The organism is Rhodobacter capsulatus (assembly GCF_005144475.1).
In the GTDB taxonomy this organism is placed as follows: Bacteria; Pseudomonadota; Alphaproteobacteria; order Rhodobacterales; family Rhodobacteraceae; genus Rhodobacter; species Rhodobacter capsulatus_C.
The window spans coordinates 1-15132 of the sequence record NZ_SWJZ01000007.1 but is presented as its reverse complement, the minus strand read 5'-3'; the positions used below and the strand labels follow the sequence as shown (position 1 = coordinate 15132).

Annotated in this window: 15 protein-coding genes; 8 read left to right on the top strand and 7 right to left on the bottom strand. The window is 67.4% G+C overall.

The window, feature by feature from the left end:
- Positions 1-22: 22 nt before the first annotated feature.
- Together panB and panC are read left to right on the top strand one after the other, a co-directional pair.
- Positions 23-847: a 3-methyl-2-oxobutanoate hydroxymethyltransferase gene (gene panB, locus FBT96_RS00980; protein WP_136904538.1), complete on the top strand. Its 825-nt coding sequence runs from the start codon at positions 23-25 to the stop codon at positions 845-847.
- Positions 844-1683 (top strand): pantoate--beta-alanine ligase, encoded by an 840-nt coding sequence (panC, locus tag FBT96_RS00975; RefSeq protein ID WP_136904537.1) that lies wholly within the window; start codon positions 844-846, stop codon positions 1681-1683. The genes panB and panC overlap by 4 nt, the downstream gene beginning before the upstream one ends.
- Positions 1684-1789: 106 nt before the next feature.
- On the opposite strand, the gene FBT96_RS00970 is transcribed toward panC, so the two are convergent.
- A complete protein-coding gene (locus FBT96_RS00970) occupies positions 1790-2041 on the bottom strand; it encodes a hypothetical protein (RefSeq protein WP_055211773.1) in 252 nt (83 codons plus the stop codon).
- A gap of 127 nt (positions 2042-2168) precedes the next feature.
- On the opposite strand from FBT96_RS00970, the gene FBT96_RS00965 reads away from it, so the two are divergent.
- The 3 genes from FBT96_RS00965 (at position 2169) to FBT96_RS00955 (ending at position 3643) form a co-directional block, all read left to right on the top strand.
- Positions 2169-2921: a M48 family metallopeptidase gene (locus FBT96_RS00965; RefSeq protein ID WP_136904536.1), complete on the top strand. Its 753-nt coding sequence runs from the start codon at positions 2169-2171 to the stop codon at positions 2919-2921.
- A 144-nt stretch (positions 2922-3065) separates the two neighbouring features.
- Complete coding sequence (locus FBT96_RS00960; RefSeq protein WP_136904535.1) at positions 3066-3383, top strand: DUF6455 family protein; 318 nt, start codon at positions 3066-3068, stop codon at positions 3381-3383.
- Entirely contained in the window at positions 3383-3643 is a 261-nt protein-coding gene (locus FBT96_RS00955) for a DUF6455 family protein (RefSeq protein WP_136904534.1), read from the top strand. The genes FBT96_RS00960 and FBT96_RS00955 overlap by 1 nt, the downstream gene beginning before the upstream one ends.
- Before the next feature lie 18 nt (positions 3644-3661).
- On the opposite strand, the gene ptsP is transcribed toward FBT96_RS00955, so the two are convergent.
- On the bottom strand, positions 3662-5908 hold the full coding sequence (ptsP, locus tag FBT96_RS00950; RefSeq protein ID WP_136904533.1) for a phosphoenolpyruvate--protein phosphotransferase: 2247 nt from the start codon (positions 5906-5908) through the stop codon (positions 3662-3664).
- A gap of 39 nt (positions 5909-5947) precedes the next feature.
- Positions 5948-7207 carry an aspartate kinase gene (locus FBT96_RS00945; RefSeq protein WP_136904532.1) on the bottom strand — a complete coding sequence of 420 codons (1260 nt, stop codon included), beginning with the start codon at positions 7205-7207 and terminating at the stop codon, positions 5948-5950.
- A 177-nt stretch (positions 7208-7384) separates the two neighbouring features.
- Between FBT96_RS00945 and FBT96_RS00940 the strand changes: the two genes are divergently transcribed.
- Entirely contained in the window at positions 7385-8893 is a 1509-nt protein-coding gene (locus tag FBT96_RS00940) for a pyruvate kinase (protein WP_136904531.1), read from the top strand.
- A gap of 233 nt (positions 8894-9126) precedes the next feature.
- On the opposite strand, the gene FBT96_RS00935 is transcribed toward FBT96_RS00940, so the two are convergent.
- Positions 9127-11163, bottom strand: coding sequence for an NADH:flavin oxidoreductase (locus FBT96_RS00935; RefSeq protein ID WP_136904530.1), 2037 nt, complete (start codon positions 11161-11163; stop codon positions 9127-9129).
- A gap of 115 nt (positions 11164-11278) precedes the next feature.
- Between FBT96_RS00935 and FBT96_RS00930 the strand changes: the two genes are divergently transcribed.
- On the top strand, positions 11279-11899 hold the full coding sequence (locus FBT96_RS00930; protein WP_136904529.1) for a TetR/AcrR family transcriptional regulator: 621 nt from the start codon (positions 11279-11281) through the stop codon (positions 11897-11899).
- Between the two features lie 18 nt (positions 11900-11917).
- On the opposite strand, the gene FBT96_RS00925 is transcribed toward FBT96_RS00930, so the two are convergent.
- Complete coding sequence (locus FBT96_RS00925) at positions 11918-12802, bottom strand: DMT family transporter (protein ID WP_136904528.1); 885 nt, start codon at positions 12800-12802, stop codon at positions 11918-11920.
- Between the two features lie 157 nt (positions 12803-12959).
- Here FBT96_RS00925 and FBT96_RS00920 point away from each other — a divergent pair, with 157 nt between their 5' ends.
- Positions 12960-13850, top strand: coding sequence for a LysR family transcriptional regulator (locus tag FBT96_RS00920; protein WP_136904527.1), 891 nt, complete (start codon positions 12960-12962; stop codon positions 13848-13850).
- Positions 13851-13861: 11 nt separating this feature from the next.
- Here FBT96_RS00920 and FBT96_RS00915 read toward each other — a convergent pair whose 3' ends face one another.
- A complete protein-coding gene (locus FBT96_RS00915) occupies positions 13862-14506 on the bottom strand; it encodes an SDR family oxidoreductase (RefSeq protein ID WP_136904526.1) in 645 nt (214 codons plus the stop codon).
- A 56-nt stretch (positions 14507-14562) separates the two neighbouring features.
- Positions 14563-15000 carry a DUF1178 family protein gene (locus FBT96_RS00910; protein ID WP_136904525.1) on the bottom strand — a complete coding sequence of 146 codons (438 nt, stop codon included), beginning with the start codon at positions 14998-15000 and terminating at the stop codon, positions 14563-14565.
- Between the last annotated feature and the right edge of the window lie 132 nt (positions 15001-15132).

Sequence of the window (15132 nt, the reverse complement as noted above, 5' to 3'; positions counted from 1 at the left end):
CGCGAGAGAGAGGGAGGTAAGCATGAGTGCGACCGCAAGCCTGAAACGGCTGATGCCTTCGGATATTCTGGCGCTGAAGGGCAAGGCGCCGGTGGTGGTGCTGACCGCCTATACGACGCCCGTCGCGCGGCTGGCCGATCCGGCCTGCGACGTGCTGCTGGTGGGCGATTCGGTCGGCATGGTGCTGCATGGCCTGCCCTCGACGCTGGGCGTGACGATGGAGATGATGATCCTGCACGGCCGCGCGGTGATGCGCGGCGCGGATCGGGCGCTGGTCGCGATCGACATGCCCTTTGGCAGCTACGAGGAAGGGCCGGAGCAGGCCTTCCGCAACGCGGCCCGGCTCATGGCGGAAACCGGGGCGGGCGCGGTGAAGCTGGAAGGCGGCGTGCACATGGCCGAGACGATCGCCTTTCTGGTGGCGCGCGGCATCCCGGTGATGGCGCATATCGGGCTGACGCCGCAATCGGTGAACACTCTGGGCGGTTACAAGGTGCAGGGCCGCGGCGCCGATGCCGACCGGCTGAAGGCCGATGCGCTGGCGGTGAGCGAGGCCGGGGCCTTCTCGGTGGTGCTGGAAAAGGTGCCTGCGGAACTGGCGGGCGAGATTTCGGCGATGATCGCGATTCCGACGATCGGCATCGGCGCCGGGGTCGATTGCGACGGTCAGGTGCTGGTGATCGACGACATGCTGGGCCTGTTCACCGATTTCCGGCCGAAATTCGTCAAGCGCTACGCAGAGCTGGGCCGTACCGCCGCCGAGGCCGTGGCCGCCTATGCCGCCGAGGTCCGCAGCCGGGCCTTCCCCGCCCCGGAATATTCCTTCTTCGACGAGGTGAAGAAATGACGCAAGTGATCCGCACCTCGGCCGAACTGCGCGAGAAGGTGGCGACCTGGAAGCGCTCGGGGATGCTGGTCGGCGTCGTGCCGACGATGGGGGCGCTGCATGACGGCCACATGAGCCTGGTGCGCGAGGCCCGCAAGCACTCCGACCGGGTGATCGTGACGGTCTTCGTCAACCCGATGCAGTTCAACAACAAGGACGATCTGGAGAAATATCCGCGCGACGAGGATCACGATCTGGCGCTGCTCGAGGCCGAGGGGGCGGATGTGCTTTTTGCGCCGGGCGTGCACGAGGTCTATCCGGACGGTTTCGCCACCGTGGTCGCCGTCTCGGGCGTGTCCGAGCCGCTGGAAGGCGCCTTCCGCCCCGGCCATTTCGAAGGCGTGGCGACGGTGGTGACGAAGCTTTTCGGCATGACCCAGGCGGGCCGCGCCTTCTTTGGCGAGAAGGACTGGCAGCAGGTGCAGGTGGTCAAGCGTATGGTCGAGGATCTGAACGTGCCGATCCGCATCATCCCCTGCCCCACCATCCGCGAGGACGACGGTCTGGCGATGTCCTCGCGCAATGTGCGGCTGAGCCCGGAGCAGCGCGCCGTGGCGCCGCGGCTGCATGCGGAAATGCAGGCAGCGGCGGCGGCGATCCGCGCCGGGGCCCCGGTGGCCGCGACGCTGCAGGCCACGAAGACCGCGATCAGCGCGGCGGGCTTCGGCACCTGGGATTATCTTGACCTGCGCAGCGCCGAGGGGCTGCGGCCGATGACCGAGCTGTCGGAACCGGCGCGGATGCTGGCCGCGGTTTACCTGGGCGATGTGCGGCTGATCGACAATATCGCGGTGTGACAAAGGCCGGGGGCGCTGCCCCCGGACCCCCGGCGTATTTGCACCAAGAAGAAACCGCATCGTTTCTTCTTGGCAAAAATACGCCCTTGCGCGGGCGGGGCCGGGCTCAGGCCTGGGGCTTTGACTGCAACCGATAGACCCCTTCGGGCAGGTCAAGGGCGGCGGCTAGTTCGCGCAGCTGCGCATGCGAGAACACCACGCGCACCACCGTATCGGTGGTCTCGTCGAGTTGCTCGACCACCACGCAATCCTCGAAGGACTGGATGGTGATGTCTTCCTGCAGATAGTCGCGGGGATCGTCCCCCTCGTCGACGAGGGTGATCACGGTGGCGTCGAATTCGTGCTCGATGGTGAACATGGCGGCATGCTAGCGCGGCGGGCGAAGCACGAAAAGGGCAAACATTTCGGTGATCTGGCCGAAGGTGATTGCACCCGCGGTCAGCCCCGTTACTATCGCGTCACAGTTTGTTCCGGGCCTGCGATCCATGCCGCGCCGCTTCCTTGCCGTTCTTGCCCTGCCGCTGGCGCTGGCCGCCTGTGACACCCCGCATTCCGGGGTGGATGGCGCATCGCTGCCGCGGCCGAAGCCGCCGGTGGTGACGGTGGAAACCGGCCCCGATGCGCGGACGGCAGCGGCGAATTTCCTCGCCGTGGCGCAGGACATGGAACCGCGGATCGAAAGCGAATGTCTGGCGCGCTCGCACGGGCGGCGCAATTGCGACTATCAGGTGATGGTCGACGAACGCCCCGAGCCGCAGCCGAATGCCTTTCAGACGCTGGACGACCGCGGCCGTCCGATCGTCGCCTTCAACCTCGCGCTGATCGCCGAGGCTCGCAACCGCGACGAGCTGGCCTTCGTCATGGGCCATGAGGCGGCGCATTACATCCTGGGGCATCTGGAGCAGAAAAGCTCGGATGCGTCCAAGGGCGCGCTGATTCTGGGGGCCTTGGCGGCGGCCTCGGGGGCGGATGCCGACGGCGTCGCGCAGGCGCGCGATTTCGGCGCGGAAATGGGCGCGCGGGCCTATTCCAAGGATTACGAATTGCAGGCCGATGCGCTGGGCACGGTGATCGCCTGGAACGCGGGCTACGACCCGGAACGCGGGGCGCTGTTCTTCACCCGCCTGCCCGATCCCGGGCACAGTTTTCTGGGCACCCATCCGGCCAATGGCGAGCGGATCGCCATCGTGCACCGGGTTGCCACCGCGCTGCGCAGGGGCACCTTCCGCGGCTTTTGATCCGCAGGCTGCCCGTTTCCCCGGCATATCCGATTGCGCGAGCGGCAACACCCGGCGCCTCGCGCAAAGATTGATCTGAATCATGGCAATTCGACACCCGTGGCAGATGATTTGTGCGACCCTGCCCGGAACAAGGAATTGCTTATGCACGGACGGAAGACCCTCAATCGGCATGCCGCCCTGATGAACCGCATGGCGCAGGCGCTTGGCGTCAATCTGACCGAGATGATGCTGCAGGGAAAGCTGGGCGGCGAAGACTGGCGCGAGGCGGTGGTGCGCTGTTCCGATTGCCCGGAGCCGACCGACTGCCTGCACTGGCTGTCGGAGCATGACGACGACACCGGACGCGCGACGCCCGCGGCCGAGGCGCCGGACTATTGCACCAATCGCGAGATGATGGCCCGCCTGCGGGCGGCGCTGACCACGGATCAGGTTCCCGCCGACGCCGAAGGAGAGAAATGATGGGCATTCAGGGCAATATCGATCTGTATTTCTGGATCGCCCGCGGCATGGGCCGCCGGATGGGGGTGAACATCACCGAGGCGATGCACGAGGGGCTGCTGACACAGGCGGATTTCGCGCAGATGATCAACCGCTGCCGCTGCTGCGCCGGGTCGGAGGGCTGCCTGGCCTATCTGTCGGAACATTCCGAGGAACGCGGCTCGGCCCCGGACTGGTGCGGCAACGGCAACCTGCTGCGCGAAATCCGCGCGATGGGCTGAGCCGCGCGCCGCGGGGTCTCAGCCCTGCAGCCCGGCGAGATAGGCGGTGACCGCCGGGCGGACGGTCTGCACGCCGCTCGCCCGCGCGGCGTCGATCACCGCTTTCAGCTCGGTCAGATCGGCCCGGCGCAACAGATGCTTGACCGGCCCGATCGAGGCCGGGCGCATCGACAGCTTGCGGATGCCCAGCGCCGCGAAGGTCAGCGCCTCGATCGGGCGGCCCGCATCCTCGCCGCAGAAACTGAGCGCGGTGTCGCTGGCGGTGCAGCGGCCGATGATCTGCTCGATGAAGCCCAGGAAGCTGACATCCAGCGTGTCGTAGCGCCGCCGCACGCGTTCGTTTTCGCGGTCGGCGGCAAAGAAGAACTGCTTCAGGTCATTGCCGCCGATCGAGATGAAATCGCAGCCGGCAAAGAAACTGTCGGGCGCAAAGGCAAGCGACGGCGTTTCCAGCATCGCCCCCACCCGCAGATCCGAGGGCACCGGACGGCCCAAAGTGGCCTCGCGGTCGATTTCGCGCAGAAGCGTGGCTTTCGCCGCGTTGAATTCGTCGGGCGTGGCGACAAAGGGGAACATCACCGAGAGCGGCCGCCCCTCGGAGGCGCGGATCAGCGCCTGCAGCTGCATCCGCAGCACGCCGGGCTTGTCGAGGCCAAGCCGGATCGCCCGCCAGCCCATCGCCGGGTTCGGCTCCTCCTGCGGCTTCATGTAGGGCAGCACCTTGTCCGAGCCGATGTCGAGGGTGCGGAACTGCACCTTGGCGCCCTGCGCCGCATCGATCACCCGCTTGTAAAGCGCCGCCAATTCGCCCCGCCGCGGCACGCGCGAGCGGATCAGGAACTGCAACTCGGTGCGAAACAGCCCGACGCCATCGGCGCCCGAGCCCTTGAGCGAGGGCAGATCCGCCATCAGCCCGGCATTCATCATCAGGCTGACCCGGTTGCCCGCCCGGTCCACCGCGGGCTGGTTGCGCAGATCGGCATAGCGTTTCTGCGCCTCGGCCTGCATCGCGATCTTGTCGCGGAAGGCGGCGGCCACGGTTTCCTCGGGGCGCAGGTGCACGATGCCCTGATCGCCGTCGACCAGAATCGGATCGCCGTTCAGCGCCTCGTTGGTGAGCCGCGCCGCATGGATCACCAGCGGAATCGCCAGCGCCCGGGCGACGATCGCGGCATGGCTGCCGACCGAGCCCTCTTCCAGCACCACCCCCTTGAGCTTGCGGCCGTAATCCAGCAATTCGGCCGGGCCGATGTTGCGCGCCACCAGCACCGGGTTTTCCGGCAGTTCCGCCCCGGTGTCCTTGCCCTGCCCGGTCAGCAGCCGCAGCAGCCGGTTCGACAGGTCATCAAGGTCGTGCAGCCGTTCGCGCAGATAGGCATCGGTGGATTGTTCCAGCCGCGCCCGCGCCGTCGATTGTTCCTTTTCCACCGCGGCTTCGGCGGACAGGCCAAGGTCGATGTCCTCGCTCATCCGGCGCACCCAGCCGCGCGAATGGGCCAGCATCTTGTAGGCTTCCAGAACCTGCCGCTGTTCCTTGTCCATGCTGGCCGAGCCGATCAGCATGTCGTCAATCTGCGCCTGCAGCGTCGAGACCGCCTCGTCGAGCCGCGCCTTTTCCGCATCGGGATCATCGCCGACCGGGTTGGTCACGACAACGCGCGGCTCGTGCAGCCAGACCCGGCCCTCGGCCGCGCCTTCCTGGCCCGTCGAGCCGCGGAACATGACGGGGAAGCGATGCGCCGCGCCGATGCCGCCCTGATCGCCGGTAAAGGCGCCCAGTTCGGTCATTTCGGCCAGCACCATCGCGACGACTTCGAGCCCGTAAACCTCGTCATCCGAGAACAGCCGCGCCTCGCGCGATTGCACGACCAGCACGCCCAGCTTTTCGCCGACGCGCTGGATCGGCACGCCAAGGAAGCTGGAATAGATTTCCTCGCCGGTTTCCGGCATGTAGCGGAAACCGGGCTCGGCGGGGGCATTGGCGGTATTGGCGGGCTGGCCGGTGCGGGCGACGCGGCCCACCAGCCCCTCGCCCAGCCGCATCCGGGTCTTGTGCACCGCCTCGGGGTTCAGACCCTCGGTGGCGCAAAGCTCCAGCGTTTCCGGGTCGCGGAACAGATAGATCGAGCAGACCTGCGTCCGCATCGAATGGGCGATCAGATGGGTGATCCGGTCCAGCCGGTCCTGACCGCCGCCGGGGGTGGCCAGCGTGTCACGCAACCGGCGCAACAGCGTGCGGCTGTCACTTTCGCTGCGATCCACCATGGCCTTGCCGCCCCCGTTTCTAGAGGCCTGAACCGAGTGTCAGGCCTTCTCCAACTCGAATGCATCATGGAGGGCCTGCACGGCCAGTTCCATATATTTCCGATCGATCAGCACGGAAATCTTGATCTCGGAAGTCGAGATCACCTTGATGTTGATGTTTTCGGCGGCAAGCGCTTCAAAGGTGCGCGCGGCGACGCCGACCTGCGAGCGCATGCCGATGCCGACGACCGAGACCTTGGCGACATCGGTGTCGATGATCAGCTCGTCATATTTGATCTTGCCCGCGGTCTTGGCATCTTCGAGCGCCTTTTGCGCGCGCGCGACCTGATTGATCGGGCAGGAAAAGGTCATGTCGGTGACGGCGCCCGGGTGGTTGTCGTCATAGTCCTTTTCCGAGATATTCTGCACGATCATGTCGACGTTCACGCCGGCCTCGGCCAGCGGCCCGAAGATCGCCTGCGCGACGCCCGGACGGTCTTCGATGGTGAAGAGGGTGATCTTGGCCTCGTCGCGCGAATAGGCGACCCCCGAGACGACTTTCGATTCCATGATTTCATCCTCCCCGCAGACAAGGGTTCCTGAAGTTTCGTCGGTGTCCTCGAACGAAGACAGCACCCGCAGCCGCACGCCAAAGCGCATCGCCAGTTCCACCGACCGCGTTTGCAGCACCTTGGCGCCAAGGCTGGCCAGTTCGAGCATTTCCTCGAAGGCGATCTTGTCAAGCTTGCGCGCCTTCGAGCTGATCCGCGGATCGGTCGTGTAGACGCCATCGACATCGGTGTAGATGTCGCAGCGCTCGGCGGCGAAAGCGGCGGCAAAGGCCACCGCGGTCGTGTCGGACCCGCCGCGACCCAGCGTGGTGATGCGGTTTTCCGCCGAGAGGCCCTGGAAACCGGCAACGACCGCGACCTTCATGCCTTCGGCGAATTTCGCGTCGATATTCTCGCGCGGGATCGATTTGAACCGGGCCGACCCATGCGCCGAGGTGGTGTTGATCGGCACCTGCCAACCCTGCCAGCTGCGCGCCGGGATGCCCATTTCCTGCAGCCGCAGCGCCATCAGACCGGCGGTGACGTTTTCACCACTGGCGACGACGGCGTCATATTCGCGGGCATCATAAAGGGGCGATGTGCCCTCGACCCAGCCGACAAGCTCGTTCGTCTTGCCCGACATCGCCGAGACGATCACGATGACATCGTAGCCACGGTCGACCTCGCGCTTCACCTTGGCCGCCGCATTCGCGATGCGGTCGAGGTCCGCCACCGAGGTGCCGCCGAATTTCATCACGAGAAGCGGCATCTTCCCCCCCAATTCTGGTCCGGACCCTGTGTCCGGCGTCGCGCTTCTGCTATCGGAAGGGGGCGAAGCTTGCAAGGGTTTGCCTGCGGCGAAACGCCTGCGGGGGCTGTCATGGCCCCGTCATTTCCCTGTCATGCAGGCCGGGCAAGCTTGCCCCGATCAGGGCAGGAGGATGTGATGAGTCTCGATGAGGTCGAATACCGCGAAAGGCGGGCGCAGGCGCGTGGGCTGCAACGGGCGCTGGAGGCTTTGCGCGACGATCTGGTGCGGCGGTCGGATGCGACGATGGAGGGCTGGGAGGGTCTGGTGCGGCGGCCGGAATTCCTGCCCTCGGCGCGCAATCTGGCCGATTATCTGGCGCTGCGGCGCGGCGATCTGGTGCCGTTTCAGGCGCCCTTGGCCTCGCTTGGCCTGTCGTCCCTGGGTCGGGCCGAGGCGCATGTGCGCCCCTCGATCGATGCGGTTCTGGCGTCCCTGGCGATGATCGGCGGGGAGGGGATCGCAAGCTATCCGACGGTGGAAACCTTTGCCGCGGGCCCGGCGCGTCTGGCCGCGCGGCGCGATGCGCTGTTTGGCGCCCGGCGCGAGGCGCCGCGCTCGCGGGTGATGGTGACGCTGCCGACCGAGGCGGCGGTGAACCCCGATCTGGTCGGCGCGCTGATCGCGGCCGGGGCGGATTGCGTGCGGATCAACTGCGCGCATGACAACCCCGATGTCTGGGCGGCGATGATCGGTCAGGTCCGCCATGCCGCGATGAAGGCCGGGCGGCGGGTGCCGGTGCAGATGGATATCGAAGGCCCGAAGCTGCGGGTCGAGGCGCTTTCGGAAAACGTCGAGGAGACCGGGCGGCTGTTCGAGGGCGATCGCTTCGAAGTGGTCGAGACGCTCGGCCATGACGCCGATCTGCCGCAGGTGCGGCTTTCGCATCCGGCGCTGATGGAGGCGATGGCCGAGGGCGGCGCGATCTGGATCAACGATGGCAAGCTGCGGGCAAAGATCCTCAAGGTGCGGCCCGGCAAGGTGCTGGCCGAGGTGACCTCGACGCCGTCGAAGGGCGCGAAGATCAAGATCGAAAAGGGCGTGAACCTGCCCGGCGTCGATCTGCGCGTGCCCGCGCTGACCGAGGCGGATCTGGGGCATCTCGATTTCGTTTTGTGCCATGCCGACATTCTGGGCTTTTCCTTCGTGCAGACCGGCACCGATCTGCGGGCGCTGTTTGCGGAACTGGATGCGCGGTCGGACGGCGGCACCGCGCGCGACTGGCCGGCGCTGATGCTGAAGATCGAGACGCCGCTCGCGCTGCGCAATCTGCCCGCGCTGATCGTCGAAGCGGGCGGGCGGGTGCCGGTGGGCGCGATGATCGCGCGCGGCGATCTGGCGGTGGAGATCGGCTTCGAGCGGCTGAGCGAGATTCAGGAAGAGGTGCTGTGGCTGTGCGAGGCCGCCGAGGTTCCCGTCGTCTGGGCAACGCAGGTGCTGGAGGGCATGGTCAAGGAAGGTCAGGCCAGCCGGGCCGAGATGACCGATGCCGCGATGAGCCAGCGCGCCGAATGCGTGATGCTGAACAAGGGGCCGCATCTGGTGCAGGCGGTGACGTTCCTGCGCGACGTGTTGATGCGGATGGACCGGCACACGTCGAAGAAATCGCCGCGGCTGGGGGCGCTGGGGCTTTGGCACGACCTGTGACCCCCTGATCTGGCCGAGGCCATCGCCGAGGCCCTGCGGGACATTTGCCCCCTGACCGCCGAGGGCCCAAAGGCCCTCGGCCAGCGCCCGCCCCGCCATCGGCGGGCGCTTCTCGCCCGCCGGGGCGGGACGCTGGCCTCTGTCGCGCAGGACGCACCGGTCCCGCGTCACGGCGCGGCCGCAAGCGGGCGGGGAAAGGCAGTGCCTTTCCTTCTCCGCCCGCCCCCACCGGCTCACACGTCCTTCATCAGCCGCAGCGCATCGTAGATCGCCGCATGGGTGTTGCGCGCGGCCACCGCATCGCCGATCCGCAGCAGCCGGAACCGCCCCTCGGGGTTCGCCGCCACGGTCTGCGGCCGGCCCGTCGCCAAGGCCTCGTAATCGACGATGCCCAGGTTCGACGACAAGGGCTTCAGCGCGAAATACAGCGCGTCGAGCGGCCTTGTACCGTGGTTCACCACCACCTGATCGACCTCGCGCCCCCGCGTCACCGGGCCGTAATCGCTGCCCAGAACCGCCTGCAGCCGGTAGCCCGCGCGGCTGACCGAGATCAGCCGCCAGGTCACGGTGAAGGTCGTGTCCCGCCCCTGCAGCGCCCGCATGTAGGGCACAAGGTTCATCGCCATCACCTCGGGCGCAAAGGCGCGGTCGGGGGTGACGATCTCCACCTTCGCACCGCTGGCCGAGAGCAGATCGGCCGCCATCAGCCCGGCGTGATCGCCCGCATCGTCAAAGACCAGCACCTCGCGCCCGGGCTTCACCGCGCCCGAGAGAATGTCCCAGGTCGACACCACCAGATCATTGCCCGCGCTGAGAACCTCGGTATGCGGCAGGCCGCCGGTGGCGATCACCACCTCCTCGGGATCGGTGGCCAGCACGTCCTCAGCCTCGGCGAAGCTGTTGAAATGAAACGTCACCCCGCGCTTGAGGCATTGCTGATAGCGCCAGTCGGTGATCGCCGCCATCTCGCGCCGCCGCGGGTCGAGCGCGGTCAGCCGCACCTGCCCGCCGGGCTGATCGGCGGCCTCGAAGACGGTGACGGCATGGCCGCGCTCGGCTGCGACGCGGGCGGCTTCCAGCCCCCCCGGCCCGGCGCCGACAATGGTGACGCGCCTTTTCGTCAAAGCAGGCAGGATCACCTGCGGCTCGGTCAATTCGCGCCCGGTGGCCGGGTTGTGCAGGCAAAGCGCCATGCCGCCCTGATAGATCCGGTCAAGGCAGTAATTCGCGCCGACACAGGGGCGGATATCGTCCTCGCGCCCCGCGATCAGCTTCGCAACCAGATGCGGATCGGCCAGATGCGCCCGGGTCATGCCCACCATGTCAAGCTTGCCCGACGCGATCGCATGCCGCGCCGTCGCGATATCGGGGATCTTCGCGGCATGAAAGGTCGGAAAGCCGGTCGCGGCCCGGATCTCGCCCGCGAAATCCAGATGCGGCGCGTTGCGCATGCCCTGGATCGGGATCAGATCGGTCAGCCCCGGGTCGGTGTCGATATGGCCGCGCACGACGTTGAGGAAATCCACCAGCCCCGAATCGCGCAGCTGTTTCGACAGCACCATCCCCTCGGCCTTGTCCATGCCGCCGGGCAGGCCCTGATCGCCGGTGTAGCGCAGCCCGACGATGAAATCCGGCCCGCAGCAGCCTCGGATCGCGCCCAGAACCTCCATCGTGAAGCGCAGCCGGTTTTCCAGTGACCCGCCATAGGGGGCCTCCAGATCATTCGTCAGCGGCGACCAGAATTGTTCGAGCAGATGGCCATAGGCCTCCAGCTCGATCCCGTCGACGCCCGCGGCCTTCATCCGCTCGGCCGCATCGGCGAAATCGCCCTTGATCCGGTCGAGATCCCAGTCCTCGGCCCGCTTCGGAAAGGCCCGATGCGCCGCCTCGCGCTCATGGCTGGGCGCCACCACCGGCAACCAGTCGGCCTTGTCCCAGCGGGTGCGACGGCCAAGGTGGCTGAGTTGAATCATCACCGCCGCGCCGTGATCGTGGCATTCGTCAACCAGCTGGCGCATCCAGCCCACCACCTCGTCCTTCCAGGCCAGGATATTGTTGAAGACCGGCGGGCTGTCGCGGGAAATCGAGGCCGAGCCCGCCGTCATCGTCAGCGCCACCCCGGCCCGCGCCCGTTCGACATGATAGGCGCGGTAGCGTTCCTTCGGCATGCCGTCCTCGGCATAGGCGGGCTCATGCGCGGTGATCAGGATGCGGTTGCGCAAAGTCAGGTGGCGCAGCGTGAAGGGCTGCAAGAGCGGGTCGTTCGACATCAAGGCCTCCGGGGTTCCTGGGCGCAGGATTTGCGAAATGTTCACACATGTCAAGTTTGGGATCACCCCTGAACATTTTCTTGAGCCCGGTCGCGGCCCGGGCTAGGGTTGCGGCATGACGGAAGGAAAAGACAGCGGTTGGCGCGGCTCGCGCGAGGGGTGGCTTGAGGCCGCCTGCGACGCCCTGATCGCGGGCGGCGTCGAGGCGGTGAAGATCTTGGCCCTGGCGAAGAAACTGGGCCTGTCGCGGACCTCGTTTTACTGGTTCTTCCCCGACCGCGAGGATCTGCTGGCCGCGCTGCGGGCCCGTTGGCGGGCGGTGACGACCGAGGTTCTGCTTGCCGCGACAAAGGCTTATGCCGAGACCGAGACCGAGGCGATGCTGAACCTGCTGGCCGCGTTCGTCTCGGACCGGTTCGATGCGCGTTTCGAATTCGCGCTGCGCAGCTGGGGCTTTGCCGATCCTGCGGTGGCGGCGGATCTGCATGCGGCCGATGCCGAGCGGCTGGCGGCTTTGGCCGCGCTGCTGATGCGCTGGGGCCATGCGCCGGAGGATGCCGACGTCCGGGCGCGCACGATCTATCTGGTGCAGATCGGCTATATCTCGATGCAGACGCATGAGACGCTCGACACGCGGCTGGCGCGGATCGCGCATTATGTCGAGGTCTATACCGGCAAGCGGCCAAGCGCGGCGGAACTGGCGCGGTTCGAAGCCGGGCTGCGGGCGGGCGGGTAAGACCGCCTCGCAGCGCCCCTACCCCCGCACCGTCAGCATCACCCCGGCGAGCGTCACCGCCAGCCCGGCGACCATCGTCGCCGTCAGCGGCTCGCCGAACAACGCCCAGCCCCAGAGCATCGTCACCGGCGGGCTGAGATAGATCACCGCCGAGACCCGCGCGACCGGGTAAAGCCGCAACATCGTGTAATAGATGCCGTAAGCCGCAAAGGTGCCGAAGACGACAAGCCAGCCGATGCCCAGCGCGAAAGGCACCGTCAGCGGCGGTTTCAACGACCCCTGCCAGCCGGTGCAAAGCCCGAACAGCACCGCCCCGGTCAGCGAATGCAGACACAGGCTCTGGTGCAGCGGCATCCGCAGCCCCGGGCGCGCCTTCAGCACCACCGAGGCCAGCGCAAAGACCAGCATCGAGGCCACCGTGAGCCCATAGGCCCAGAGCGGCGCCGTCCCCACCGACAGGCTGTCGCCCGAGACGATCAGCACGCCCAGAACCGCCACCGCCGTCCCCAGCCATTGCCGCGCCGACAGGCGTTCCCCCAGCACCGGCTGCGACAGCGCCGCGATGGCCAGCGGCAGCAGATCCGAAATCAGCGCCACCGTCCCCGTCGGCACCCGCGCGCCGATCGCCAGCGCGAACCCGCCCAGATACAGAAACACCGACATCACCCCGAACAGGCATTGCGCAACGATGCCGCGCCAGCTCATCCGCGGCCCCAGCGTCAGCGCGAAGGGGAGCAGGATCAGCCCCGCCATCAGCGTGCGCCAGAACAGCACCAGCCCCACCCCGGCGCTTTCGCTGGCGTAACGGATGCCGATGAACCCGGAACTCCAGCTCAGCACCAACGCCGCCGCCATCAGCGGCCAAAGCAGGGGGCGGGGCAGGGAAAGCGCGGCTGCGGTCATCGTATCCTCGTGTCGGGTTCCCCTTCCTCGGCGAAGCGCAGGCAAAACGCACATGACAAATTTCGATGGCGACATGATTTCCATGCCGGTTTGTAAAGAAGACTTTGCCAGCCGCCGCCATCCGGGGCAGGATCGGCGCAGATCCATGAGGCCCGCCATGACCGACCTTTCCACCCGCCGCCTTGACATCGACGCGCTGCGGGCGCTGCGCGCCATCGCCCATCACGGCACCGTCACCCGCGCCGCCGCGGCGCTCGGCCTGACGCAATCGGCCGTCAGCCACAAGATCCGGCGGCTGGAAACCAGTCTGGGCAGCGCGCTGCTGTCCCGCCGCCCCGGCGGGCCGCTGTTCACCGCCGCGGGCACGGAGCTGCTCGATTACGCCGCCCGCATCCTCGGCCTGCATGACGAGGCTTTGCTGAGCCTGTCGAAAACGCCGCTTGCGGGCCGCATCCTGCTGGGCCTGACCGAGGACACGACCTGCACCGATCTCGCCCGCATCCTCGGCCGGTTCCGCCGCCTGCATCCGCAGGTCAGCGTGCGCGCCCAGGTGCGGATGAGCCTGACGCTGCGGGCGCTGCTGGACCGGGGCGAGATCGACGCGGCGATCCTGCAGGTCTTCGACCACGAGGTCCGGCCGACCGATGTGGTGCTGCTGCGCGAGGATCTGCAGTGGGTCCGCCACCGCGATCTGCCCCTGCCCGAGGCGGGGCCGATCCCGTTCCTGTCCTTTCACGACGACTGCTTTTACCGGCACTGGGCGCAGGATATCGGGCAGGATGGCGGGGTGTCGCTGGAAACCGTCTTCGAATGCGCCAGTGCCGCCGGGATCGTCGCGGCGGTCTCGGCGGGGCTGGGCGTCGCGCTGCTGTCGACGCGGCATCTGCGCCCCGAAATGGAGATCCTCGGCCCGCCGCTGCCGCCGCCGCCCGGGCTGAGCTATGTCGTGCGCCGCGCCCGCAAGGTGCGGAACGCGGCGCTGGATACGCTGGTGGCCGAGATCGCGGCCGAGATCAGCCGGGTCGGACGTCTGGTGCTGGCGGGGTGATCCCCGCCGGATCAGAACGGAATCACCGCCCCGTCATAGCTTTCGAAACAGCCCGAATTGGTCAGGTTGAGCGCGTCGAACCGCGTCGTCAGCCCGGCCACCGATTGCGCCACGGTGATCTCGGCCTGCGGCCCGCCCATGTCGGTCTTGACCCAGCCGGGGTGATAGATGCCGACCGCAATCCCCTCGGGGCGCAGATCGGTGGCCAGATTGCGGCCCAGGTTCAGCACCGCCGCCTTGGACGCCCGGTAAATGTAGCTGCCCCCCGGCGCGCGGGCATCCGAGCCCATCGCCGAAGACAGGATCGCCACCTTGCCATGCGCCGCGCGCAGGTTCGGCAACAGCGCCTGGATCGTCAGGAACACGCCCATCACGTTGGTCGAGAAACTGCGCGCCCAAAGCATCGGCGCATAGCCGCTTTCCAGCGATTGCCCCAGATCGGCATAGACCCCGGCATTGCAGACCAGAAGCCCGATCGGCAGACCGTTCAGCCGCCGCGCCAATTCCTTGACGCTCTCGGGCTGGGTGACGTCGAGCGGCAGCAGATCGCCCTCGGGATTGCGCGCGGTGCCGAAGGCCGCGGTGTCGGTGTGGCGGTAATGGGCCAGAAGCGCGGCGCCGATGCCGCGGTTCGCCCCGGTGATGAGAACTGTCATGGTCGCCTCCTGTCCGGCCATCATGGCCAGCCTTCAGGCAAGCGCAAGGACCTGAATCAATTCCGCGACCTTTTGGGCAAAAAGGGCAGCGGCATCACGGGGATACCATCATCCAGAAGCGCCTTGGCCTCCTCAAGCCGGGCCTCGCCATGGATCGCCCGTTCAGGCATGGCGCCCTCGTGCATCGCGCGGGCTTCCGCGACGAAATTGACGCCCACATAGTCTGAATTCGCCTCGACCGCCTGACGCATCGCGGCAAAGGCTTCCTCGAGGCCGGTCTGCGGCGCGCTCAGCGGCGCCTCGGCCGCGGGCGCGGCGGCGGCCTTGCGCGCCGGGCGCACGGCGGGCGCCATCAGCGCCTTGTCGACCGTGGTCGAGCCGCAGATGGTGCAGCTGACCATGCCGCGCGCCTGCAGGGCCTCATAGGCCGCAGCCGAGGCGAACCAGCTGTCGAAGCTGTGCTCCTTGTCGCATTTCAGGGTGTAGCGGATCATCGTCGGGCCCGTTTCGAAGGCTCACATCTGACAGGCTCGGCCCGGAAATTGCAAGCGCCGTCGCAGCGGTTCCGGAGTCCCGCAAACTCGCCCCCCCCCCCCCCGTGTAGTTGGCCAAAATTTACCGGGGGG

Bases quoted from the DNA above. Each gene is read 5' to 3' on its own strand.
- FBT96_RS00915 (WP_136904526.1), bottom strand. From the start codon at position 14,506: ATGACAGTTCTCATCACCGGGGCGAACCGCGGCATCGGCGCCGCGCTT.
- FBT96_RS00955 (WP_136904534.1), top strand. From the start codon at position 3,383: ATGGGCATTCAGGGCAATATCGATCTGTATTTCTGGATCGCCCGCGGC.
- FBT96_RS00910 (WP_136904525.1), bottom strand. From the start codon at position 15,000: ATGATCCGCTACACCCTGAAATGCGACAAGGAGCACAGCTTCGACAGC.
- FBT96_RS00970 (WP_055211773.1), bottom strand. From the start codon at position 2,041: ATGTTCACCATCGAGCACGAATTCGACGCCACCGTGATCACCCTCGTC.
- FBT96_RS00940 (WP_136904531.1), top strand. From the start codon at position 7,385: ATGAGTCTCGATGAGGTCGAATACCGCGAAAGGCGGGCGCAGGCGCGT.
- FBT96_RS00960 (WP_136904535.1), top strand. From the start codon at position 3,066: ATGCACGGACGGAAGACCCTCAATCGGCATGCCGCCCTGATGAACCGC.
- FBT96_RS00935 (WP_136904530.1), bottom strand. From the start codon at position 11,163: ATGTCGAACGACCCGCTCTTGCAGCCCTTCACGCTGCGCCACCTGACT.
- panC (WP_136904537.1), top strand. From the start codon at position 844: ATGACGCAAGTGATCCGCACCTCGGCCGAACTGCGCGAGAAGGTGGCG.
- panB (WP_136904538.1), top strand. From the start codon at position 23: ATGAGTGCGACCGCAAGCCTGAAACGGCTGATGCCTTCGGATATTCTG.
- FBT96_RS00925 (WP_136904528.1), bottom strand. From the start codon at position 12,802: ATGACCGCAGCCGCGCTTTCCCTGCCCCGCCCCCTGCTTTGGCCGCTG.
- FBT96_RS00920 (WP_136904527.1), top strand. From the start codon at position 12,960: ATGACCGACCTTTCCACCCGCCGCCTTGACATCGACGCGCTGCGGGCG.
- FBT96_RS00930 (WP_136904529.1), top strand. From the start codon at position 11,279: ATGACGGAAGGAAAAGACAGCGGTTGGCGCGGCTCGCGCGAGGGGTGG.
- FBT96_RS00965 (WP_136904536.1), top strand. From the start codon at position 2,169: ATGCCGCGCCGCTTCCTTGCCGTTCTTGCCCTGCCGCTGGCGCTGGCC.
- ptsP (WP_136904533.1), bottom strand. From the start codon at position 5,908: ATGGTGGATCGCAGCGAAAGTGACAGCCGCACGCTGTTGCGCCGGTTG.
- FBT96_RS00945 (WP_136904532.1), bottom strand. From the start codon at position 7,207: ATGCCGCTTCTCGTGATGAAATTCGGCGGCACCTCGGTGGCGGACCTC.